The organism is Microbacterium sp. M28 (assembly GCF_025836995.1).
In the GTDB taxonomy this organism is placed as follows: domain Bacteria; phylum Actinomycetota; class Actinomycetes; order Actinomycetales; family Microbacteriaceae; genus Microbacterium.
The window spans coordinates 1,801,219-1,823,626 of sequence record NZ_CP107546.1 but is presented as its reverse complement, the minus strand read 5'-3'; the positions used below and the strand labels follow the sequence as shown (position 1 = coordinate 1,823,626).

Annotated in this window: 25 protein-coding genes; 19 read left to right on the top strand and 6 right to left on the bottom strand. The window is 67.8% G+C overall.

What is annotated here, in order from left to right; all coding sequences use genetic code 11:
- Positions 1-214 precede the first annotated feature (214 nt).
- The 7 genes from lepA (at position 215) to OED01_RS08990 (ending at position 7,417) form a co-directional block, all read left to right on the top strand.
- Positions 215-2,068, top strand: a complete 1,854-nt coding sequence (lepA, locus tag OED01_RS09020; RefSeq protein ID WP_264154946.1) for a translation elongation factor 4 — start codon at positions 215-217, stop codon at positions 2,066-2,068.
- Positions 2,069-2,070: 2 nt separating this feature from the next.
- Positions 2,071-2,568 (top strand): DUF1990 domain-containing protein, encoded by a 498-nt coding sequence (locus OED01_RS09015; protein ID WP_264154945.1) that lies wholly within the window; start codon positions 2,071-2,073, stop codon positions 2,566-2,568.
- Between the two features lie 10 nt (positions 2,569-2,578).
- A complete protein-coding gene (locus OED01_RS09010; RefSeq protein WP_264154944.1) occupies positions 2,579-3,232 on the top strand; it encodes a DUF1990 family protein in 654 nt (217 codons plus the stop codon).
- Positions 3,232-4,461 (top strand): radical SAM family heme chaperone HemW, encoded by a 1,230-nt coding sequence (gene hemW / locus OED01_RS09005; RefSeq protein ID WP_264154943.1) that lies wholly within the window; start codon positions 3,232-3,234, stop codon positions 4,459-4,461. The genes OED01_RS09010 and hemW overlap by 1 nt, the downstream gene beginning before the upstream one ends.
- An 83-nt stretch (positions 4,462-4,544) precedes the next feature.
- Positions 4,545-5,573, top strand: coding sequence for a heat-inducible transcriptional repressor HrcA (hrcA, locus tag OED01_RS09000; protein ID WP_264154942.1), 1,029 nt, complete (start codon positions 4,545-4,547; stop codon positions 5,571-5,573).
- 2 nt (positions 5,574-5,575) lie between these two features.
- Positions 5,576-6,685: a molecular chaperone DnaJ gene (dnaJ, locus tag OED01_RS08995; RefSeq protein ID WP_264157948.1), complete on the top strand. Its 1,110-nt coding sequence runs from the start codon at positions 5,576-5,578 to the stop codon at positions 6,683-6,685.
- Positions 6,686-6,688: 3 nt separating this feature from the next.
- On the top strand, positions 6,689-7,417 hold the full coding sequence (locus tag OED01_RS08990; RefSeq protein ID WP_264154941.1) for a 16S rRNA (uracil(1498)-N(3))-methyltransferase: 729 nt from the start codon (positions 6,689-6,691) through the stop codon (positions 7,415-7,417).
- A 122-nt stretch (positions 7,418-7,539) separates the two neighbouring features.
- Here the strand turns inward: OED01_RS08990 and OED01_RS08985 are convergent, their stop codons facing one another.
- Together OED01_RS08985 and OED01_RS08980 are read right to left on the bottom strand one after the other, a co-directional pair.
- Positions 7,540-7,833 carry an HNH endonuclease signature motif containing protein gene (locus OED01_RS08985; protein ID WP_264154940.1) on the bottom strand — a complete coding sequence of 98 codons (294 nt, stop codon included), beginning with the start codon at positions 7,831-7,833 and terminating at the stop codon, positions 7,540-7,542.
- Positions 7,830-9,179: a 13E12 repeat family protein gene (locus OED01_RS08980; RefSeq protein ID WP_264154939.1), complete on the bottom strand. Its 1,350-nt coding sequence runs from the start codon at positions 9,177-9,179 to the stop codon at positions 7,830-7,832. Before OED01_RS08980 ends, OED01_RS08985 begins: the two co-directional genes overlap by 4 nt.
- A 117-nt stretch (positions 9,180-9,296) precedes the next feature.
- Here OED01_RS08980 and OED01_RS08975 point away from each other — a divergent pair, with 117 nt between their 5' ends.
- The 8 genes from OED01_RS08975 to OED01_RS08940 all read left to right on the top strand — a co-directional run bounded on the left by OED01_RS08975 (position 9,297) and on the right by OED01_RS08940 (position 15,487).
- Positions 9,297-9,644, top strand: coding sequence for an HIT domain-containing protein (locus OED01_RS08975; protein ID WP_264154938.1), 348 nt, complete (start codon positions 9,297-9,299; stop codon positions 9,642-9,644).
- A gap of 46 nt (positions 9,645-9,690) precedes the next feature.
- Complete coding sequence (locus tag OED01_RS08970; RefSeq protein ID WP_264157947.1) at positions 9,691-10,716, top strand: PhoH family protein; 1,026 nt, start codon at positions 9,691-9,693, stop codon at positions 10,714-10,716.
- A gap of 150 nt (positions 10,717-10,866) precedes the next feature.
- The gene (ybeY, locus tag OED01_RS08965) at positions 10,867-11,325 is read left to right on the top strand and encodes an rRNA maturation RNase YbeY (protein WP_264154937.1); all 459 of its coding nucleotides are present in this window, start codon (positions 10,867-10,869) and stop codon (positions 11,323-11,325) included.
- Positions 11,322-12,599: a hemolysin family protein gene (locus OED01_RS08960; protein WP_264154936.1), complete on the top strand. Its 1,278-nt coding sequence runs from the start codon at positions 11,322-11,324 to the stop codon at positions 12,597-12,599. The genes ybeY and OED01_RS08960 overlap by 4 nt, the downstream gene beginning before the upstream one ends.
- A complete protein-coding gene (era, locus tag OED01_RS08955) occupies positions 12,592-13,488 on the top strand; it encodes a GTPase Era (RefSeq protein ID WP_264154935.1) in 897 nt (298 codons plus the stop codon). Before OED01_RS08960 ends, era begins: the two co-directional genes overlap by 8 nt.
- The gene (locus OED01_RS08950) at positions 13,446-14,000 is read left to right on the top strand and encodes an RNA polymerase sigma factor (RefSeq protein ID WP_264154934.1); all 555 of its coding nucleotides are present in this window, start codon (positions 13,446-13,448) and stop codon (positions 13,998-14,000) included. The genes era and OED01_RS08950 overlap by 43 nt, the downstream gene beginning before the upstream one ends.
- Positions 13,997-14,968 carry a hypothetical protein gene (locus tag OED01_RS08945; RefSeq protein WP_264154933.1) on the top strand — a complete coding sequence of 324 codons (972 nt, stop codon included), beginning with the start codon at positions 13,997-13,999 and terminating at the stop codon, positions 14,966-14,968. Before OED01_RS08950 ends, OED01_RS08945 begins: the two co-directional genes overlap by 4 nt.
- An 18-nt stretch (positions 14,969-14,986) precedes the next feature.
- Positions 14,987-15,487 (top strand): hypothetical protein, encoded by a 501-nt coding sequence (locus OED01_RS08940; RefSeq protein WP_264154932.1) that lies wholly within the window; start codon positions 14,987-14,989, stop codon positions 15,485-15,487.
- A 2-nt stretch (positions 15,488-15,489) separates the two neighbouring features.
- Here OED01_RS08940 and OED01_RS08935 read toward each other — a convergent pair whose 3' ends face one another.
- Positions 15,490-16,080 carry a hypothetical protein gene (locus OED01_RS08935; protein WP_264154931.1) on the bottom strand — a complete coding sequence of 197 codons (591 nt, stop codon included), beginning with the start codon at positions 16,078-16,080 and terminating at the stop codon, positions 15,490-15,492.
- Positions 16,081-16,324: 244 nt separating this feature from the next.
- Between OED01_RS08935 and leuA the strand changes: the two genes are divergently transcribed.
- Complete coding sequence (gene leuA, locus OED01_RS08930) at positions 16,325-18,085, top strand: 2-isopropylmalate synthase (RefSeq protein WP_264154930.1); 1,761 nt, start codon at positions 16,325-16,327, stop codon at positions 18,083-18,085.
- Between the two features lie 6 nt (positions 18,086-18,091).
- On the opposite strand, the gene OED01_RS08925 is transcribed toward leuA, so the two are convergent.
- Complete coding sequence (locus OED01_RS08925) at positions 18,092-18,778, bottom strand: trimeric intracellular cation channel family protein (protein WP_264154929.1); 687 nt, start codon at positions 18,776-18,778, stop codon at positions 18,092-18,094.
- Positions 18,779-18,814: 36 nt separating this feature from the next.
- Between OED01_RS08925 and recO the strand changes: the two genes are divergently transcribed.
- Both recO and OED01_RS08915 read left to right on the top strand, forming a co-directional pair.
- Positions 18,815-19,558 carry a DNA repair protein RecO gene (gene recO / locus OED01_RS08920; RefSeq protein WP_264154928.1) on the top strand — a complete coding sequence of 248 codons (744 nt, stop codon included), beginning with the start codon at positions 18,815-18,817 and terminating at the stop codon, positions 19,556-19,558.
- Complete coding sequence (locus OED01_RS08915) at positions 19,555-20,358, top strand: isoprenyl transferase (protein WP_264154927.1); 804 nt, start codon at positions 19,555-19,557, stop codon at positions 20,356-20,358. The genes recO and OED01_RS08915 overlap by 4 nt, the downstream gene beginning before the upstream one ends.
- Before the next feature lie 98 nt (positions 20,359-20,456).
- Here OED01_RS08915 and OED01_RS08910 read toward each other — a convergent pair whose 3' ends face one another.
- Entirely contained in the window at positions 20,457-21,020 is a 564-nt protein-coding gene (locus tag OED01_RS08910; protein WP_264154926.1) for a P-loop NTPase family protein, read from the bottom strand.
- Between the two features lie 160 nt (positions 21,021-21,180).
- On the opposite strand from OED01_RS08910, the gene OED01_RS08905 reads away from it, so the two are divergent.
- Positions 21,181-21,870: a DsbA family oxidoreductase gene (locus OED01_RS08905; protein ID WP_264154925.1), complete on the top strand. Its 690-nt coding sequence runs from the start codon at positions 21,181-21,183 to the stop codon at positions 21,868-21,870.
- 12 nt (positions 21,871-21,882) lie between these two features.
- Here the strand turns inward: OED01_RS08905 and OED01_RS08900 are convergent, their stop codons facing one another.
- The gene (locus tag OED01_RS08900) at positions 21,883-22,377 is read right to left on the bottom strand and encodes a glutathione peroxidase (RefSeq protein ID WP_264154924.1); all 495 of its coding nucleotides are present in this window, start codon (positions 22,375-22,377) and stop codon (positions 21,883-21,885) included.
- Positions 22,378-22,408 lie beyond the last annotated feature (31 nt).

The following is a 22,408-nucleotide window of genomic DNA, read 5'->3' as shown; positions in this document are numbered from 1 at the left end:
CGCGCGCGGGATCTGCCGACGCAACGCTGGGTCGGGATGATATTCAAGCACCATCCGCAGTCTTGCGCGATGCAACACCGTCACGGTGTCTGTTACGGAGTCGTATCACCTGTGGAACTCAGTGTCACTGAGAGAGCCAAGGCAACTTCGCGAGACTATCACTGGTTCGGGCGAATCGGGGATTAGGGACTGCTGACCGTAGAATCGTCGAGACATGTCACCACGCGCTCACACCCCGCTCTCGCCTGCCGCGACGCCGCCCTCGCAGATCCGGAACTTCTGCATCATCGCTCACATCGATCACGGCAAGTCGACCCTTGCCGACCGGATGCTGCAGATCACCGGCGTCGTCTCCGACCGCGACATGCGCGCACAGTATCTCGATCGGATGGACATCGAGCGCGAGCGCGGCATCACGATCAAGAGCCAGGCCGTGCGGATGCCGTGGGAGATCGCCGGCGAGACGTTCGCGCTGAACATGATCGACACACCGGGTCACGTCGACTTCACCTACGAGGTGTCCCGGTCGCTCGCCGCCTGCGAGGGGGCGATCCTGCTCGTCGACGCCGCCCAGGGCATCGAGGCCCAGACGCTGGCGAACCTGTATCTCGCGCTCGAGAACGACCTGCACATCATTCCGGTGCTCAACAAGATCGACCTCCCCGCCGCCGATCCGGAGAAGTACGCCAAGGAACTGGCGTCGCTCATCGGAGGCAAGCCGGAGGACGTGCTGCGCGTGTCGGGCAAGACCGGTGTCGGCGTCGAGGATCTCCTCGACCGGCTCGTCCAGGAGATCCCCGCGCCGACCGGTGACGCGGAGGCCCCGGCCAGGGCGATGATCTTCGACTCCGTCTACGACGCGTACCGCGGGGTCGTCACGTACGTCCGCATGGTCGACGGCAGCCTGAGCCCGCGCGAGCGCATCCAGATGATGTCCACGGGTGCGACGCACGAGGCGCTCGAAGTCGGCGTGTCGAGCCCGGAGCCTGTGCCCTCCAAGGGCCTCGGTGTGGGCGAGGTCGGTTACCTGATCACGGGCGTGAAGGACGTGCGGCTGTCGAAGGTCGGCGACACGATCACCACCGCGCGCAAGCCCTCCACCCAGGCGCTGCCCGGGTACACGGACCCGAAGCCGATGGTGTTCTCGGGGATCTACCCGATCGACGGCAGCGACTACGCCGAGCTGCGCGAGGCGCTGGACAAGCTGAAGCTCTCGGATGCGTCGCTGCAGTACGAGCCGGAGACCTCCGTCGCGCTCGGCTTCGGTTTCCGTTGCGGCTTCCTCGGTCTGCTGCATCTCGAGATCATCACCGAACGCCTCGAGCGGGAGTTCGGTCTGGACCTCATCACCACGGCGCCGAGCGTGATCTACGAGGTGCTCACGAGCGACACGGGCGAGACCGTGACGGTGACGAACCCGAGCGAATACCCGGACGGCCGCATCGGCTCGGTGTCGGAGCCCGTGGTGAAGACCGCGATCCTGCTGCCCAAGGACTACGTCGGCACCGTCATGGAGCTGTGCCAGTCGCGCCGCGGTTCGCTGCTCGGGATGGAGTACTTCTCGGAGGAGCGCGTCGAGCTGCGCTACAACATGCCGCTCGGCGAGATCGTGTTCGACTTCTTCGATCAGCTCAAGTCCAAGACGCAGGGGTATGCGTCGCTGGACTACGAGCCCGCCGGACAGCAGGAGGCCGACCTCGTGAAGGTCGACATCCTGCTCCAGGGCGAGAAGGTCGACGCGTTCAGCTCGATCGTGCACCGTGACAAGGCCTACGCCTACGGCACGATGATGGCCGAGCGCCTGCGCAAGCTCATCCCTCGCCAGCAGTTCGAGGTGCCGATCCAGGCGGCCATCGGCGCCCGCATCATCGCGCGCGAGACGATCCGCGCGATCCGCAAGGACGTGCTCGCCAAGTGCTACGGCGGTGACATCACCCGCAAGCGCAAACTCCTCGAGAAGCAGAAGGAGGGCAAGAAGCGCATGAAGATGGTCGGTCGCGTCGAGGTCCCCCAGGAGGCGTTCATCGCCGCGCTCTCGGGAGACGTCGAAGGCAAGGACAAGAAGTAGGGATGCCGCTGCCGCCGTATCCGCGCGGGATCACGCGGCATCCGGTGGTCGACGTTCCGCAGGGGCTGCGTCTCGAGGAGAACTCGGTCATCGTGCCGACCGGTGCCCGCGCCGCAGTGGCGGAGTTGATCGGCGGCTGGGAACTCAAACGGCGGGCAGGATTCGAGACGCCGGAGGCACCTCCGTCTTCGGATGCAGAGGGCGTGCTGGCCAAGCGCGTGCTCGGCATCCGTTTCGCGGAGCCGGTGCGCGTGGTCTGGGCCGACGCATCGGGGTTCGGCTATGAGACGCGACCCGGGCATCCACTGCACGGGGAGGAATCGTTCGTGCTGGATCCCGACGGCGTGTTCACCGCACGTTCGGTGTCGTGCCCGTCGTCGCTGCGATGGCGGATGGTCGCGCCGGCATTGCGGATCCTGCAGCGATCCACGCACCGTCGCTACATACGGATCGTGCAGGACGCCGTGCGTCGCCAGGGCGCTCCCAGGCAGGATGGGTAGGCTGGAGAACATGCGGCGCGGTACCTTCCGAGACGACACGGTGGACTATGCGGCCGTGGGGGCGACGCATGCCCCCGACCTCATGCAGTACCCGCCGGAGAACAGCATCCCGGCCGAGGAATCCTGGCGGATCGGCAGCGGAGTCGAGCGGTTCCGCACCGCCGGTGACGCTCTGCTGTCGTGGACGGCGCAGCGCGCGGCCGGGCTCTCCGTCGAGGATGTGCGACCGGCATCCGGTCCCTCCTACGCGGGCGTCAGCTTCGATGCCGAGGGCAACGCCATCGCCCCCAGCCGGCGCGACGTCGAGCAGCGGTTCGACTCGGAGGGCCTGCCCTACGCCGGCGCGGGCATGACCGTGCATCTGCGCGGGCGCGTCGCCGGCATGCGAGCGGATGCCGAACTGCGCGTGATCTCGGTCACCGAGGAGGCGCGACGGGTGGGCTTCGTGCTCGGCACGGTGGGCGGCTCCGTCGTCCGCGGCGAGGAGTCGTTCGACGTCGAATGGCGCGAGGACAACGACGAGGTGTGGTTCACGGTCCGGGCGTTCGACGCGCCGAACGGTCTGCTCTACCGCACGCTGCCGACGCTGGTGAAGCGCCGTCGCCGCGAGCTGTTCGCCCGGTACCTGCGGGCGATCTCGCCGCTGTACGCGACGCCGCTCTGATGGCCGGACCTCTTCCGATCGGCGACCCCGCGCCGGTGGACGGGCGTTTGCCCGCCGATCTGACGATCGATCCGCAGACCCCGTTCTCCGCGTATCTGCATGTGCCGTTCTGCCGGGTCCGTTGCGGCTACTGCGATTTCAACACGTACACCTCGAGCGAGCTCCGCGGCGCCAAGCAGGAGGACTACGCCTCGACGCTGATCGCCGAGATCGATCTCGCGCGCCGTGTGCTCGCCGAGGCCGGTGCGCTGCGCCCCATGGACACGGTCTTCTTCGGGGGAGGAACCCCCACGCTGCTGCCGCCCGGGGACCTGGCACGGATGCTGACCGCAGCGACCGACGCCTTCGGCCTGCGTGACGGAGCCGAGGTCACCGTGGAGGCGAATCCGGACACGGTCACCCCGCAGGTCGCTCGGACGCTGGCGGATGCCGGCGTGACGCGCCTGTCGATCGGCATGCAGTCCGCCGTGCCGCACGTGCTCACGGCGCTCGACCGCACGCACGAACCGTCGAACGTGCGGACCGCGGTGGACGCGGCGCGCGGGGCCGGGCTCGCGGTGAGCGTCGACCTCATCTACGGCGCGCCGGGGGAGTCGCTGGAGGACTGGGAGCGATCGTTGGACGCCGCCCTCGGGCTGGACCCTGACCATATCTCGGCGTACGCCCTCATCATCGAGGACGGCACGAAGCTCGCACGCCAGATCCGCCGCGGCGAGGTGCCGACGCCGGACGACGACCTGCAGGCCGACATGTACGAGCTCGCCGATCGACGCCTGGCGGACGCCGGATTCGACTGGTACGAAGTGAGCAACTGGTCTCGGACCCCTGACCAGCGCTCCCGCCACAACCTCGCCTACTGGCGCGGCACCGACTGGTGGGGCTTCGGGCCAGGGGCGCACAGCCACGTCGCGGGGCTGCGGTGGTGGAACGTCAAGCATCCGGCGGCCTATGCGCAGCGGCTCGCGGCATCCGAGTCGCCCGCCGCCGGAACCGAGCGCCCCGACGACGAATCCCGGATGCTGGAGCGTGTGCTGCTGCTCAGTAGGATCCGCGAGGGGATCGCGATCGCCGAACTGCCGGAGGGCAATCGATCCCGTGTCGCCGGCCTCATCGCCGATGGACTCGTCGAGGCGGCGCCCGCTCTGCGCGGCCGGGTGCAGCTGACGCTCAGGGGCCGCCTCCTGGCCGACGCCGTGGTGCGCGAGCTCACCGACGAATCCGGTCGGTGAGCGACGTCGCGCGCGCTGTCACGCCACCGAGGGATAGAATTGGCACTCTGAAGCCGTGAGTGCCAGCGGGAGGGAGACGGGTCATGGTCAGTGAGCGCGGTCTGCAGGTCCTGCGGGCGATCGTGCAGGATTACGTCGCCACCCACGAGCCGGTCGGCAGCAAGTCCATCGTCGATCGCTACTCGTTCGGCGTGTCGGCGGCGACGATCCGCAACGACATGGCACTGCTCGAGGACGAGGAGCTCATCACCGCTCCGCACACGTCGTCCGGCCGCGTGCCGACCGACAAGGGCTACCGCGTGTTCGTCAACCACCTCGCCCAGCTCCGGCCCCTCTCGACGGCGCAGCGCAGCGCGATCGAGACATTCCTCGCGGACCCGGCCGACCTGGATGATCTGATGGCGCGCACGGTGCGCGTGCTGACCCAGCTCACCGGCCAGGTCGCCCTGGCGCAGTACCCCTCCTTCGCGCGCGCGCATCTGACACATCTCGAACTCGTCGCGCTCGCGCCGAACCGGCTGCTGGTCGTGCTGGTGACCGACGCTGGTGGGGTCTCGCAGCGCATCGCCGGGCTCCCGGTCGATCTCGACGAGGCCGAGGTCGCCGTGCTCCGCGCCCGGCTGTCCGCCTCGATCACGGGGCGCGCCGTGAGCGAAGCACGCGAACTGGTCGGCGGCCTTGCCGCGACCGTGAAACCTGGGCGGTCGGACATCGCCCAGAGCGTTCTGGCCGGCGTCATCGCGGAAGAGCTGGACGAGTTCCGGCAGGAGAAGCTCGTCATGGCAGGCGCCGCGACGTTGGCGCGGCGCGGACAGGACTTCCGCGGCAGCATCCATCCCCTCCTCGAAGCGATCGAGGAGCAGGTGACGCTGCTGCGGCTGATGAGCGAGATGGTGACCGACGAGCAGGGGCTCGCGGCCAGCATCGGCACCGAGAACGAGCCGTTCGGTCTGGGTGAGGCATCCATCGTGGCCAGCAACTACGCCACCCCCGGTGGGATGGCGCGCGTCGGCGTGATGGGTCCGACCCGGATGGACTATCCGAGCAATCTGGCAGCAGCGCGGGCCGTGGCCCGTTACCTGTCCCGGCTGCTCGACGAAGACGAGAGGTGACTGTGGCGGACCACTATGAGGTCCTCGGGGTGGCGCGCGACGCGTCCCAGGACGAGATCAAGAAGGCGTATCGGCGGCTCGCTCGGCAGCTGCACCCGGACGTCAACCCGGGTGAGGATGCATCCGAGCGGTTCAAACTCGTCACGCACGCCTACGACGTGCTCAGCGACGAGGAGTCCCGCCGTCGCTACGACATGGGCGGCGATGAGAACGGCGGGTTCGGCGGCGGCTTCGGCGGGTTCGGCGACATCTTCGAGACGTTCTTCGGGGCGGCCGGCGGCGGACGCAGCGCCCGTCCGAGATCGCGTCGAGAGCGCGGTCAGGACGCGCTGGTGCGCGTCAACCTGGACCTCGGTGACGTGGTCTTCGGCGCGCACCGTGACATCGAGGTCGACACGGCGGTGTTGTGTGAGACCTGCAACGGCTCCTGCTGCCAGGAGGGCACCTCTCCGGTGACGTGCGACATCTGCGGCGGCTCCGGTCACGTGCAGCGTCAGGTGCGCAGCCTTCTCGGCAACGTCGTCACCTCTCAGCCCTGCGGGACCTGCGAGGGCTACGGCACGACGATCCCGTACCCGTGCGCGACGTGCGGCGGTCAGGGACGCGTCCGGTCGCGCCGCACGGTGTCGCTCGACATCCCGGCCGGTGTCGAGACGGGCCTGCGTCTGCAGCTGCCCGGCTCCGGCGAGGTCGGCAAGGCGGGTGGCCCCAACGGTGACCTGTACGTCGAGGTGACCGTGGCCCCGCATCCGACCTACAGCCGTGAGGGCGACGACCTGCTTGCGACGCTCGAAGTCGCGATGACGGATGCGGTGCTGGGCACCGAGACGACGATCGATGGCCTTGACGGTCCTGTCGAGCTCGAGATCCGTCCCGGCGTGCAATCCGGTGACGTCCTGACAATCAAGGGCCGCGGCATCACGCCGCTGCGCGGCACGCAACGCGGCGACCTGCGCGTCGGCGTCCAGGTGCTGACGCCCACCAAGCTGGACTCCGCTCAGCGGCGGCTGATCGAGGACTTCGCCAAGAAGGCCAAGGCGCCGGAGCCGCAGCTCGCGCAGTTCCAGCAGGGACTGTTCTCGAAGCTGCGCGACCGGTTCCGCGGACACTGAGCCATGGCGCTGCATTTCGTCGTCGAGTCGGCATCGGACGTCGCTGAGGGCGGCATCGTCTCCCTCACCGGGGCAGAGGCGAAGCATGCCGCTGTCGTGCGTCGCGTCCGCGTCGGCGAGGCGATCACCATCGGCGACGGCGGCGGCGTCTGGCTCGACGGGAGGGCGGTCGATGTGTCGGCATCGCGTGTCGACGTCCAGGTCACGCGTCGTACCGTGATCGACGCACCAGCGCCGCGACTCGTGCTGGTGCAGGCGCTCGCGAAGGGCGACAGGGACGAACTCGCCGTGCAGGCGTCGTGCGAGCTCGGCGTGGATGAGATCGTGCCGTGGCAGGCGGCTCGGAGCATCTCCCGTTGGGAGGGACCCAAGGCTGCGAAGGGTCGAGAGCGCTGGGCGACGATCGTCCGCGAGGCGGCCAAGCAGGCGCACCGAGCATGGATCCCGGAGGTGACGACCGTCGTCTCGACCGGACAGCTCGCGCAGCGCGCCGCCGATGAGTGCGTGCTCGTGCTCGATCCGACCGCCGAACTGCGTCTGTCCGCGATCGACCCGGACGGACGGGACCTCGTTCTCGTCGTCGGGCCGGAGGGCGGCATCGCCCCGGACGAACTCGAACGGCTGTCGGCTGCCGGCGCCGAGCGCGTGCGCCTGGGGGACACCGTGCTGCGGACGTCCACGGCCGGTCCAGCGGCGATCGCAGTGCTGTCCGCGCGTCTCGGACGCTGGTGATCTGAGCTCTTCGCCGCGCCGCTGGTGATCTGAGCTCTGCGTCTCGGACGCTGCGCTGCCCAGGCGCAACCGCAGCATCTGCTGCATCCACCGGAGCAGCCGTGTGTCGTCGGTCCCGGTTGTCAGACGAACATGACCCGCGCGGGCGGGCGGTCGACGTAGGAACGGCCGAGAGGGCTCGTCCACTCGATGAGTCCGCCCGCGAGCTGCCTGGCCGTCCATCGGGTGTCGTCGTCGAGGTCCGGATGCTTGAGCGGATGGTGTCCGGTGCAGAACAGGGCGAGGTTCGCGGTGTCCGTCGGACCGCCTTTCGCATGGTCGAGATTGTGGTCATGCTGGCAGACGTGTGCGGGGCGGCGGCAGCCGGGGAACCGGCAGTGCTGGTCGCGGGCGCGCAGGAATCGCTTCATGTTCATCGTGGGCGTGTAACTGTCGGTCGCGGTGACATGCCGGCGTGGTCCAGGAACAGCCGGTCCAGGCTCGGGGCGCAGCCGGCCAGCTGACGCACCCATTCCGGGTCGATCGGACCGATGCCGTCGAGCTCAGCGGCGCGGTCGTCCTGCCCGAGCAGGGTCGTCGCTTTGATGGTGACCTGCACGGTCGCGCGGATCGCTTCGAGTCCGCTGCGTGTGCACAGCGAAGGGTCGGCTGTGAGAAGCATGTCGGCGAACACATCGGCGCGGATCTGGTCCATGGTCCGATCGTCGTGTTCGAGGATGCCGAGCGGAGCCTGTGGAAGCGAGTGATCCCCCGTGTACAGGCGCTCTGGTGGCGGAGGGAACGGATCGACAGGAATTCCATCCTGCAACGCAGCGACGAGCGCTTCGAACTCTGCGTCCAGAGCAGGGATATCCGGGTCGCCGCCGATCCAGACGGCGTCTGCGGGCGGACAGATGCGAGCGCACGGGTCCCATGGCGCCGGCTCGGAATCCGACAGGCGCCTCTCGAACGCTTCCGCCTCTACGGAGAAGAGTCCGAGATCGACGATGTCGATCACTCCGGGTGGCGCTTCGTCAGAGCGAATACTTGATTCGGCTGCCGGATCGCGCCCATAGGCCGAGGAGATCGTGCTCGAGGCGTGCGTTGGGGCGGCATCCGCCTCCCGCGCCGACTTCGCGACCCGCCGCGCCAGCGCATCCAGACGGTCCTTGATCGCATAAGCCTCGATTTCCGGCAGCAATGCGGTCAACAGTGCCATGCCGTCGCCGTCCGGCGTAACCGAGACCATTCGGCGTGCCCGGCCCCGCCGATGCGACGCGGTGATCCGATCGGGTGCCAGCGCGGTCGCCACACCGCGGGCGTGGGCTCGCGTCCGTGCAGCGGTGTCGTGCTCGGCGAACGGCACTACCTGGGCCTCATAATCCTGTCTCAGCAAGCTCGCGTCCTGGTCCGTCGCCGGCTCGGGCGACTCCGTCAGGATCACGTCCACGTGGCGTCGGCTGATCCTTCCGTCGGCGAACGCCGCGAGAGTCGCCGGAAAACGGTGCGTCAGAACCCAGGCATCCGTCAGTCGTGCTGCTGCCGTCGACGGCGGGATGTGCGCCGCCGCACCGTACTCGGCTGCCAGTGAACGCAGACACACGTCACCGCCCTGCAGGCCGATGTCCGGATCGTCGGCGAGCGCATCCATCCGCTCAGCCAGCAGTACTGCCTGCCGGGCCTGCAACCGCGCGATCTCGCCCTCGAGCGCAACCCATTCGTCCAGCAGTGCACGACGCCGCGCGAGTTCCGTCTCGCGGGTTTCAGCTGCGGTGATGGTCATGACGCGATATTAGAACAAAACTACGAAAGAAGCAAGAGTCTCTTGCTCGTTCGAGGTGCGTGATCAGAGGCGACGGCGCCAGGGCCGTCGTCGCGGCCCGCCGGATAGACTGAAAGCATGACGGAACCCTCCATCTTCACGCGCGTCCTCAATCGAGAGATCCCGGGGGAGTTCCTGCTCGACACCGAGCGGGTGTTCGCGATCCGGGACATCAACCCGCAGGCGCCGCTGCACGCGCTCGTGATCCCCAAGACCGAGCAGTACCGTGACGTCACGGAGCTCGCAGCCGGCGACCCGGCGCTGCTCGCCGAGATCGTCGCCGCGGCGAAGTCGATCGCCGATGAGCACGCGAACGGCGAGTACCGACTGATCTTCAACAACGGCGCCAGTGCCGCGCAATCCGTCTTCCACGTGCACGCCCATGTGCTCGGCAACCTCGAAGAGAGTGACCTCGTTGGCTTCTGACGACTCGAACGGCGCCATCGAGCGCATCTACGCCGACGGCGTCGCCATGGTGCAGCTGCTCGGCCCGCAGGATCGACTGCTCCGGATGCTGGAGAAGGAGCATCCAGACGTGCAGGTCCTGGTGCGCGGCAACGAGATCACCTTGACCGGCGACGCGGACCGCGTGGCCGCGGCCAAGTCCCTCGTGGAGGAGCTGCTCACCATGACCAGGCAAGGGCATGACCTCGCCCCGAGCGATGTCACCAGCTCCGCCCGCATGCTCAGGCAGGAGGGCGGTCCTCGGCCCAGCGAAGTGCTCGGCGAGGCGATCCTCTCCACTCGCGGCAAGGTGATCCGCCCCAAGACGCTCGGTCAGAAGGAGTACGTCGACGCGATCGAGGAGAGCACGATCGTCTTCGGCATCGGCCCTGCCGGAACAGGCAAGACCTATCTCGCGATGGCCAAGGCCGTCCAGGCTCTGCAGCGCAAAGAGGTCACGCGCATCATCCTGACCCGCCCGGCCGTCGAAGCGGGGGAGCGGCTCGGATTCCTGCCGGGGACCCTGACGGACAAGATCGATCCATACCTGCGTCCGCTCTACGACGCGCTCAACGAGATGATGGACCCCGAGATCGTCCCCCGGCTGATGGCCACGGGAACGATCGAGGTCGCACCTCTCGCCTACATGCGCGGCCGCACGCTCAACGACTCCTTCGTCGTGCTCGACGAGGCGCAGAACACGACGCCGGAGCAGATGAAGATGTTCCTGACCCGTCTCGGGTTCGGGACGAAGATGGTGGTCACTGGCGACATCACGCAGGTGGACCTCCCGCAGGGCGCCTCCGGCCTGCGCCTGGTGACGCGCGTGCTCAAGGACATCGAGGACATCCACTTCTCGCGGCTCACGAGCGCCGACGTCGTCCGCCATTCGCTGGTGGGCCGCATCGTCGACGCTTACAGCGAGTACGACGAGCAGCGCACCGCCGCGAAGGTCGAGCGCGATCAGGCGCACGAGTTCGCGAACCGCGCCGAGCGACGAACGGGTCTGCGACCCGGACCCAGAGACCGGATGCCGAAGCGAGGATTGTCATGATCGAGATCAACGGGCCCGGAAAGGGCCCGATCCGTTCGGGACTGGGCGCAATGGAGCCGAAGCGAGGATTGTCATGATCGAGATCAACGGGCCCGGAAAGGGCCCGATCCGTTCGGGACTGGGCGCAATGGAGCCGAAGCGAGGATTGTCATGATCGAGATCAACAACGAGTCGGCGATTCAGGTCGATGAGACCGTGCTGCAGCGCCTCACGGACTTCAACCTCGCCCAACTGCACGTGAGCCCGGACGCCGAGGTCGCCATCGTGCTCGTGGACGAGGGGGCGATGGAGGCTCTGCACGTGCAGTGGATGGACGAACCGGGTCCGACCGACGTGCTGAGCTTCCCGATGGATGAACTGCGCCCCGGAACCGAGGATCGCCCCACCGCCCCCGGTCTCCTGGGCGATATCGTGCTGTGCCCGCAGGTCGCCGAGACCCAGGCGCAGGCGGCAGGTCACACGCTGATGGACGAGCTGATCCTGCTCACCACCCACGGGCTGCTGCACCTGCTCGGATACGACCACGCGGAGCCGGACGAGGAGCGTGAGATGTTCGGGCTTCAGAAGGAGCTGATCGCCGGGTTCGCCCGCGCCGAACGCGGCCGATGACCGAGACCCTGCTGCTGATCGCCGCCGTTCTCCTGGTGGCGTTCGGCGGCCTCATGTCGGCGATCGACGCGGCGTTCGGCGTCACCTCGCGATCGGATCTCGAGGAACTCGGTGAACAGGGCCGCAACGCGCCTTCGCTGCGTCTGATCGCCGAGGACCCCGACGTCCACGTGAATGCCGTCGCGTTCATCCGAGTCCTGGCGGAGACGACCGCCGCCGTGCTCGTCACCGTCGCGTTCACGAACATCATCGGCAGCATCTGGTGGGCCATGCTCGCCGCTGCCGTCCTCATGACCGGCATCACGTTCGTGCTGGTCGGCGCGAGTCCGCGTTCGGTCGGGAGGCACCGGGCTCCGGGGCTGCTGCGCGCGTGCGCGCCGATCGTCCGCGGGCTGCGGATCATCCTCGGACCGCTCGCCCAGGGGCTCGTCGCGCTCGGCAATCGCGTCGCTCCGGGAGCGGGGCGCAGCTCGTTCACGAGCGAGGACCAGCTGCTGAGCATGGTCGACGAGGCGGCGTCGAACGATCTCATCGAGGAAGACGACCGCGACCTCATCCACTCGGTGTTCGATTTCACAGACCAGTTCGTCCGGGCGGTCATGGTGCCACGGACCGAGATGCTCGCGGTCGACGCGGCGGCCACGACGAGCGACGCGATGGAGCTCTTCCTCAGCCGCGGCGTCTCGCGGATGCCCGTCGTCGACGACGACGCGGACGATGTCGTCGGCGTGCTGTATCTGAAGGACCTCGTCCAGTTCGCCTACCGCGACGAGAACGCATGGCGCGGGGTCCCTGTCCGCCCGATCGCCAGACCGGCGACGTTCGTCCCCGAGTCGATGCGCGCCGAGACGCTGCTGCAGAAGATGAAGCGCGAAGCCGTGCACGTCTGCATCGTCATCGACGAGCACGGCGGCATCTCGGGCCTCGTGACCCTCGAGGATCTCATCGAGGAGCTCGTCGGCGAGATCGCTGACGAGTACGACCACGGGCCGGCCGAGGTCGTTCCGCTCGGCGATGGGCGGTATCGTGTGAGCGCCCGCCTTCCTCTCGAGGACGTCGGCGATCTGTTCGGCATCGAGCTCGAGGACGACGATGTCGACTCGATCGGCGGACTGCTCGGCAAAGCTCTCGGTCAGATCCCGCAGCCGGGAGCGACGGCCGCCCTCGACGGCCTCGTGCTGACCGGCGGCGCGTCGCGAGGGCGCGGACGCGGCATCGCGACCGTGTTCGTGGAACGGTCTGCAGAACCCGATGAAGGAGACAACGATGACTGACAACTCTCGAAGCGGGTTCGCGACCTTCGTCGGGCGCCCGAACGTGGGCAAGTCCACGCTCACCAACGCGCTGGTCGGAGAGAAGATCGCCATCACGAGCGAGAAGCCTCAGACGACGCGGCGCGCGATCCGCGGCATCCTCAATCGTCCGGACGGCCAGCTGGTGATCGTCGACACCCCCGGCATCCACAAGCCGCGCACCCTCCTCGGCGAGCGGCTCAACGACCTGGTCGAGCAGGTGCTCGGCGATGTCGATGTGATCGGCTTCTGCGTGCCGGCGACCGAGAAGGTCGGGCCAGGCGATCGGCGCATCGCTGCCTCGCTCGACGGCTATCCGCGTGCGAAGAAGATCGCGATCGTGACGAAGACGGATGCGGCAGGCCGCGACGAGATCACGGAACGTCTCATCGAGGTGGACGCGCTGCGCGAGGACTGGGCGGCCGTCATCCCGCTCTCCGCCTTCACCCGTGAGCAGCTCGACGTGCTGTCGGACGAGATCCTGCAGCTCATGCCGGAAGGCCCGGCGCTCTACCCCGAGGGCGTCACGACCGACGAGTCGACGTCCGACCGCATCGCGGAGATCATCCGCGAGGCGGCACTGGAAGGCGTCCGCGACGAGCTGCCGCACTCGATCGCCGTGGTGGTGGAGGACATCGCGCCGCGCGAGAACAGCGACCTGACGGACGTGCATGCGCAGATCGTCGTCGAGCGCGACAGCCAGAAGGCCATCATCATCGGGCACAAGGGTTCGCGCCTGAAGGATGTGGGTGCACGCTCGCGCGCCGGGATCCAGGACCTGCTGGGCACGAGGGTGTTCCTCGGGCTGCACGTCAAGGTCGCGAAGGAGTGGCAGCGCGACCCGAAGCAGTTGGGACGGCTGGGATTCTGAGCGCCAGGTCGGAGCAGCGTCAGGCGGAGAAGCGACGCGTTTTCGACCAGCTCTTCGCCGAGCACTGGCTGTCTGTGAAACGCCACGTCGAGTGCTACCTCGAGGTTGATGCCGACGTGCACGAGGTCGTGGCCGAGGTGTTCCAGCTCGCCTGGGAGGGACTGCGCGTCGCGCACCCCCGCGGGCTGACCTGGCTGCTGCGTATCGCGGACGGAGTGCTCCGCAGTCGCACCCGTTCCGGCGCCGTCCGAGGCACCGTTGTGGAGGCTGTCCACAGGAATGTCGTGACGGAATCGGTCGAGAGGAGTACTCTCGACCGTCGGGACGTCTTCCGTGCAATGGCGCAGTTGAGTCAGCGCGAGCGCAGGGTCGTCGTTCTGACCTATTGGGACGATCTCTCCGTCGGGGAGGTCGGGGAAGTGATGCGCAGCCGACCGGGGGCGGTGCGCGCCACGCTTCGGCGGGCGCGAGACAAGCTGCGTGATGCACTGGAGGGTGAGTCATCGTGGTGACAGTTCTGGATGATGATGCGTTGGCGCGTCTGCTGACCGAGGCGAATCCGGCGAGGACGCCGAGGGACGCCGAACCCGACGCCGCCGCGCTCCGACTGCGCGACAGCATCACCAGGACCGGTCGTGCCTCGTCTCAGCGCGTGCGCACAGGGAAGACCCGCGTCGCGTGGGCTACGGCTCTGGCATCGGCTGTGGCCGTGGGGGCGGTCGTATTCGGTCTGGTCGCACCGGCCGGCCAGGCCGTGGCCGTCACCCCGGAGCCCTTGACCTTCACCGACGTGGGGAGCACGCAGTTGATCGTGGAGCGATCGACCGCGCTGCTGGCGGCAGGATCGGGGCCGGCCGACCCGCAGCGGATGGTCGAGTCCGCCATCTGGGCGCTGTCGGTCGACGTCGACGAGCAGCAGATGGCCGTGACCCCGCAGTTCTCGACGCTGACCTGGAACGAGGATCTCTCCGGACGCCTCGTCACCGTGGAGGGCGAGTCCTACTGGCCGGGTGCCACCGGTGCGAGCGAGGCCGAGGCAGTGCCCGGCGACACCGTGCTCGTCGACCTCGTGATGGAGCCAGGGCAGTTCAACACGCCCGTCGTCCTGCCCCCAGGGGACAGCGCCGCCGACGTGGAGGCGATGCTGATGGCCTTCGGAATGCCGGCGGACCCGGATGCCTCGCAACTCGTCGATGCCGTCGTGACCGCGCTCGACCAGTGGACGCTGACCGACGCGCAGCACGCTGTTCTGCTCGAGATGCTCCAGGCCGAGGAAGGCATCCATGTCCTCGGTGCCAGCACCGACCGCCTCGGCCGGCCGGTATACGCGCTGAGCGTTCCTGCCGCGGGTGACGGCACAGACGAGACGGTGCTGATCAGCTCGGATTCCGGCAGGATCGTAGGAGTCGAGTCCGAGCAGGCCTCGTCGGACGGCATCATCCCGGCGGGTGCTGTGGTCATGTACACGCTGTGGGTCTGAACATTAGAGGAGTTCTCGATGAAGCGAACGATCACGACCGCCATGATCGGCGCGGCCCTTCTGATCGCCGGCGCATTCGCCGCTCCGGCGGCCGCGGCAGCCGACGGTTCGGTGCAACCCGATCCGCAGATCGCAGCCATGCTCGAGTCGATTCCCGGCGGCACCGCCGTGGACGCGTACCACGCGGTGTGGCCGGAGTTGGACATGGAGATGAGCGTCGCGACGCCGAAGCGAGATGCGGCCGCAACCCGTTCGTCGGCGTCGATCGCCTCGGTCGGGGCGTGCGCCACGGGGAAGGTCTGCGCCTTCTCCCTGTCGGGGACGAACGGCGCCAAGCTCAGCTGGGGCACGTGCAACACCTCGTTCCCGGTGGGAACGTTCACGGTCCGCTCGATCGCCGACGCGCGTTCGACCGGTTACGTCCAGGCCAAGTACGGCACGACGGTGCGGGCGACCGCGTACGCCGGCAGCTGGACGAACGTGTACGGCTCGGTGAGCCGCATCACCTGCGTGTCCTGACCTCACTCGACTTCGCGCAGTGCGGGGCGGATGACCACGGCATCCGCTCCGTATCGCTCATCGGCCGCCTGCTGCAGCGTGCCGTCGTCCCAGACGACGTCGACGACGAGCACGCCGTCGATCGGGACGGATCCCAGCAACGTGCCGGGTGCGTTCGCGAACAACGACGCGATGTCGCCCTGGATCCGTGTCAGCTCGTCCGTCGTCTTCAACCCGGCGACGGGTTGCTCGTCGTGCGGGAGCGAATCGTAGAGCGCGAGCAGGACGGGCGTCTCCGTCACGGCGAAGATCGTGCCGTCGTACTGTCCTGTCACGGCATAGGCTCCCCATCGCACCCGGTCGACCTGCTCACTGCCGTCCACGCCATCCCAGGTCCATCCCGACATGGGGATGCCGGAGCACTGCGGCGGATACGACTCCGCGATCGGGCCGAGGCAGAGTTCGACCGCGCCGTCGACGTCCATCACAGTGCCCGTGGCGATGACCGCGGCATCCGGCGGCGCCGGCAGATGCGAGCCATGGCCAGCCGGCGCGTCCGAACTCGTCGGAGCCGGGGAAGCCGGTGCGGCGACGCACGCGCTGACAGTGAGCATTCCGATCAGGATGAGCCCGGCTGCGCACGGGCGGTTGTGCATTCTGCGCATACTTCTGAGTGTCGACACGCAGAGGATCGTCTCAGGTCCCGTTAGAACCCGGCGCACGATCCTGCTAGCATGACGACATGCCTTTCGGCGGTCTGCTTCTTCTTAGCTGCCGCGACGAGTCCTGAAAATAGGGCCTTCCTCGTCGCGGCGCTTGTGTTGGCCCGATCACATCGACGAAGAGAAGAAGCCCATCATGCAGAACACTCAGCGCCCGTCTTCGATGCCGGTCCACAAGTACCGGCCGTTCCACGAGCAGATCCGTGTCGACCTTCCGGACCGCACCTGGCCGGATGCTCGCATCACGAAAGCACCCCGGTGGTGCGCCGTCGACCTCCGTGACGGCAACCAGGCCCTCATCGATCCGATGTCGCCCGAGCGCAAGCGCGTCATGTTCGAGCTGCTCGTGCAGATGGGCTACAAGGAGATCGAGGTCGGGTTCCCGTCGGCCAGCCAGACCGACTTCGACTTCGTGCGGCAGCTGATCGAGGAGGATCTCATCCCCGATGACGTCACCATCCAGGTCCTGACGCAGTGCCGCGAGCACCTGATCGCCCGCACGTACGAGGCGATCGCCGGCGCCAAGCAGGCCATCGTGCACTTCTACAACTCCACCAGCGTGCTCCAGCGCGAGGTCGTGTTCCGTTCCGACCGCGAGGGCGTCAAGCAGATCGCGCTCGAGGGCGCACGGCTGTGCCGGGAGTTCGAGAAGCGCATCCCGGAGACGCAGGTCTACTACGAGTACTCGCCGGAGAGCTACACCGGCACGGAACTGGAATACGCGGTCGACGTCTGCAACGCCGTCATCGAAGTGCTCCAGCCGAGCCCCGACCGCAAGGTCATCATCAACCTCCCGGCGACCGTCGAGATGGCGACCCCCAACGTGTACGCCGACTCGATCGAGTGGATGAACCGCCACCTCGCGCACCGCGAGAACGTCATCCTGTCGCTGCATCCGCACAACGACCGCGGCACCGCAGTGGCAGCGGCCGAACTCGGCTACATGGCCGGTGCCGACCGCATCGAGGGGTGCCTGTTCGGGAACGGCGAGCGCACCGGCAACGTCGACCTGATCACCCTCGGTGTGAATCTGTTCACGCAGGGCATCGACCCGCAGATCGACTTCAGCGACATCGACCAGGTCAAGCGCACGGTCGAGTACTGCAACCAGCTGCCGGTGCCCGAGCGCAGCCCGTGGGGAGGCGACCTCGTGTTCACGGCGTTCAGCGGTTCGCACCAGGACGCCATCAAGAAGGGCTTCGAGGCCATGGCTGCCCGCGCCGAAGAGCAGGGCGTGACCGTCGACGAAATCGAATGGGCCGTTCCGTATCTGCCGATCGACCCGAAGGACCTCGGCCGCTCGTACGAAGCCGTGATCCGGGTGAACTCGCAGTCCGGCAAGGGCGGCGTCGCGTACCTGCTGAAGGCCGACCACTCGCTGGATCTGCCGCGCAAGCTGCAGATCGAGTTCTCCGGTGTCGTGCAGGCGAAGACGGATGCCGAGGGCGGCGAGGTCACCAGCGACGCGATCTGGTCGATCTTCAGCGACGAGTACCTTCCCTCCGCGGACATCGCCGACAAGTGGGGCCGGTTCGAGCTGCTCGCGACGCGCACCGCGAGCGAGATGACCGGCGATGTCGAGCTGAACGTTCGTCTGCGCGACGGCGAGGAGGCGAGCGACGAGGTCGGACACGGCAACGGTCCGATCGCGGCGTTCCTCGAGATCATCCGCTCGCGCGGGTTCGACATCTCGCTGTACGACTACGTCGAGCACACCCTCTCCACGGGTGGGGATGCGCAGGCAGCGGCTTACGTCGAGCTGCAGGTCGAGGGCGATCGCCTGTGGGGCGTCGGCATCGACGGCGACATCTCCACGGCATCCCTCAAGGCGATCGTGTCGGCGGTCAACCGCTCGATCCGGGCGCGTGAGGGCGTGCAGGAGCTCGCCGCAGTCTGACCGTCCTCAGGGCTTCACGATCGGGATCGTGCCGGTCTCCGCTGCGACCTTGCGGCGGTAGATCCGGCGCTGCTCCGGCAGCGACAGATCGAAGATCACCGCGAGCACGCGGATGATCGCCGTGACCACGATCCCGATCACCCCTGCGGTGACGATGTCGACGCCGACGACGTGCAGGAGCACGATCGCCGTGCATCCGACGCCGGCGGCGACCGCGTAGAGCGAGCCGACGTGCATGATCGCCACGGGCAGCCCCATGATCACGTCGCGCAGGATGCTGCCGCCCACGGCGGCGCACACCCCGATGAAGACCGCAGGCACTGGCGGAACCCCCAGACCCAGTGCCTTGCTCGTGCCAAAAGCACCGAACATGCCGATGACCACGGCATCGAGACCCACGATGATCGCGTTCGCCCGGTTCAGCAGGCCTGCCAAGAGCATGCCGATGATGGCGGCCCCGGCGGCGGTGACCAGATACCAGTTGTTCTGGAGCGTCGCCGGGGGCTGCCCCAGCAGCAGGTCGCGGATGAGACCACCGCCCATCCCGATCAGTATTCCGATGATGGTGACGCCCAGCAGATCCAGGCGTCGTTGACCCTGGAAGCCGGAGGCGAACATCGCCCCCTGGATGCCGCCGAGGCCGACTCCGAGCAGATCGGCCCAGAGCGGAATGGTGAAGAGCGGTTCGGTCACGCGTCCATTCTCCCGTGAGCGGAGGATAATCGGACAGTGCCCACCTATCGAGACGAAGCGGTGATCCTGCGCACCCACAAACTCGGTGAGGCGGATCGCATCGTCACGATGCTGTCCCGACGGCACGGGAAGATCCGTGCGGTGGCCAAGGGCGTCCGGCGGACCTCGTCGAAGTTCGGCGCACGGCTGGAACCCTTCATGGTCGCCGATGTGCAGCTGTACCAGGGGCGAACGCTCGACATCGTGCAGCAGGCCGAATCCCTCGGCTCCTACGGCACCGACATCGCCGTGCACTACGACCGGTTCACCTCGGCGAGCGCGATGGTCGAGACGGCCGATCGGCTGAGCGACTCCGAGGCGACAGGTGATCAGTACCTGCTGCTGGTCGGCGGCCTGCGCGCGCTGTCGCGCGGAGAGCACGCGCCCCGCAGCATTCTGGACTCGTACCTGCTGCGCGTGATGGCGCTGTCCGGCTGGGCGCCCTCGCTGACGGACTGCGCCCGATGCTCGAAGCCGGGCCCCCATCCGTCGTTCGTCGGCCAGCTCGGCGGCGTGGTCTGCGCGGACTGCGCACCGGCCGGAAGTCCGCGTATCGCCACGTCGACGTTGGGTCTGCTCAGAGCGCTGATGGCGGGCGAGTGGGACGTGATCGACGCGGCGCCCTCGCCGGACGGTGCCGCGGCATCCGGTGTGATCGCGGCGTACGCGCAGTGGCACCTCGAGCGCGGGATCCGCTCGCTCGCCCACGTGAGCAGCACGACAGGAGAAGGAGCACGGTGACCCCGAAGCCCTACACGCACAAGGATGCGGTCGCGTATCGTCCGCTGGACTGGACCGGGATCCACCCGCCCGCCTTCGCCAAGGTGCCCGAGCACGTCGCGATCGTGATGGACGGCAACGGCCGCTGGGCCAATCGCCGTGGCCTCAACCGCATCGAGGGGCACAAGGCGGGCGAGGAGGTGCTGCTGGACGTCGTCGCCGGCGCGATCCAGGCCGGCGTGAAGCACCTGTCGGTGTACGCGTTCTCGACGGAGAACTGGGCGCGTTCGCCCGAAGAGGTCCGCTTCCTGATGGGCTACAACCGGGACGTGCTGCACCGTCGGCGCGACCAGCTCAACGAGTGGGGCGTGCGCGTCCGGTGGGCCGGGCGCAAGCCGCGGCTGTGGGGCTCGGTCATCAAGGAGCTGCAGTACGCCGAGGAGCTCACGCGAGGCAATGACGTGCTGACGCTCACGATGTGCGTGAACTACGGCGGACGGATCGAACTCGTCGACGCCATGCGGGCACTGGCCGAGGACGTGAAGGCCGGACGCGTGAAGCCGAGCGCGATCAGCGAGAAGACGATCCGGCGGCACCTCTACGTGCCCGACATGCCGGACGTCGACCTGTTCCTGCGCAGCTCCGGGGAGCAGCGCACCTCGAACTTCCTGCTCTGGCAGTCGGCCTACGCCGAGATGGTGTTCCTCGACACTCTCTGGCCCGACTTCTCGCGAGCGGAGCTGTGGCGGGCGATCGAGGTCTACCTGTCGCGGGATCGGCGCTTCGGCGGGGCTGTGGACGCGCCGACCGAGTCTCAGTGATGCGCTGACGCACGCATCTCGTAGAACAGCACGCATATCGCATGTTTCGCCGCGATCCCTGCGAGATCCGTGCGGTTCTGCGAAGTGCCTGTCGTGGATCAGGGACCGACGTGAGCCAGCCAGGCATCCGCCTCGCGAGGATGCCGCAGGCGCACGATCCTCAGATGCGGGAAGCGGTTCGTGATCTCCGGCATCCGTTCGTCCCACTTGTGCCGCGTTTCGGATTGCCAGCGCAGGATGTCGTTCTCGCCGGTCCAGGCGGTGAGCTTCCACATGGGCGGCTCGACGTTGCCGTTCCACAGCGGGGTGCGCAGCATCCGGCGCTTCACCGTGCGGCGAAGCAGCCGTCCGCGCACGAGCCGCCACGGGTAGTCGAGCCAGATCAGCAGGTCGGCCCGCGGGGCGAGGATCTCGTCGGTCCCCTTGCTCGTGTACTGCCACTCGGTGACCCACCGCTCCTCTGCCGCGAAGGCGCGCACGTCGTCGAGGAACTCCGGTCGCGGCGTCCAGTTCGGGCCGTGGAAGAGGGCATCGATCTCGACGTGGCGCAGGCCCCATGCCGATGCGAGACGCCGTGCGAGCGTCGTCTTCCCCGATCCCGTGACACCGGCGATCAGCACCCGATCGACGTCTGCGGGAACCGGGTCGTCGAACGAGAGCATCCGAAGATCGTAGCAACGGAGACCGCTCGGGACGGATGACGGATGCACTGACGAATCACGGACGTCTCGGCCCGATCGTTCCGTGATCCGTCATGGGATCCGCGAAACGTCACATGCGGCCCGTGGAATACGTGCCGCCAGCGGCGGGTTGACCTCTGGTGTGACTGAACCCATCTCCATCGACATCTGGTCCGACATCGCCTGCCCCTGGTGCTACATCGGCAAGCGCAATCTCGAGAAAGGGCTCGAAGCCGTCTCCGCAGACGCCGACGCCCCCGCGGTGACGGTCACCTTCCACTCCTTCGAACTGTCTCCCGATACCCCGGTCGACTTCGACGGCGACGAGATCGACTTCCTCGCCGGTCACAAGGGGATGCCGCGCGAGCAGGTCGAGCAGATGCTCGCGAACGTCACGGGCGTCGCGCAGAAGGCCGGGCTGGAGTACCGCTTCGACCTCCTGCAGCACACCAATACGGTCAAGGCGCACGAACTGCTCCACCACGCCAAGGCTCACGGCCTGCAGCACGAGATGGAGGAGCGGCTCATGTCCGCGTACTTCACCGAGGGCAAGCACGTCGGTCGCATCGACGACCTCGTCGAGCTCGCGGTCGAGGTCGGGCTGGACGCCGCCGAGACCCGCCAGGCACTGGAAGCGGCGACCCACCTCCCCGCTGTGCGTCAGGACCAGGCGCAGGCCCAGGCCTACGGTATCCAGGGCGTGCCGTTCTTCGTGCTCGACGGCCAATACGGCATCTCGGGGGCTCAGCCGCCGAGCACCTTCGAGAGCGTGCTGCGCGACCTCTGGGCCAAGCGCGGCCAGAGCGAGCCCGAGACCGCCGCGGCGGTCTGAGGCCGAACGCGGTCAGCGGGTCAGGGCGGCCTCGATCGCGGAGACGATCTCGGGGTCGTCCGGCTTCTGCTTGGGACGGAACCTCTGGACGGACCCGTCCGGGCGGACGAGGAACTTCTCGAAATTCCACTCGACGCGTCCGGCCTTGCCGCCGGCGTCCGGCGTCTGTTTCAGCCGCTGGTACAGGTCATCGGCGCTCCGGCCGTTGACCTTCACCTTGTCGTTGATCGGGAAGCTGACGCCGTACGTCGTGGAGCAGAACTCGAGGATCTTCTCGATCGACCCGGGCTCCTGACCCATGAACTGGTTGCACGGGAAGCCGACCACGCTGAATCCGCGATCGCCGTACGTGCGCTGGAGCTGCTCCAGCTGCTCGTATTGCGGAGTCAGACCGCACTTCGAGGCGACATTGACGACGAGGAGCACATCGGCCGCGTAGTCATCGAGAGTCTTGACGACCCCCTCGGCATCCGAGAAGGGGATCTGGCGCACGCTCTGATCGGTCATATCCACAGCCTAGGACGCCTGTGCCTCACCG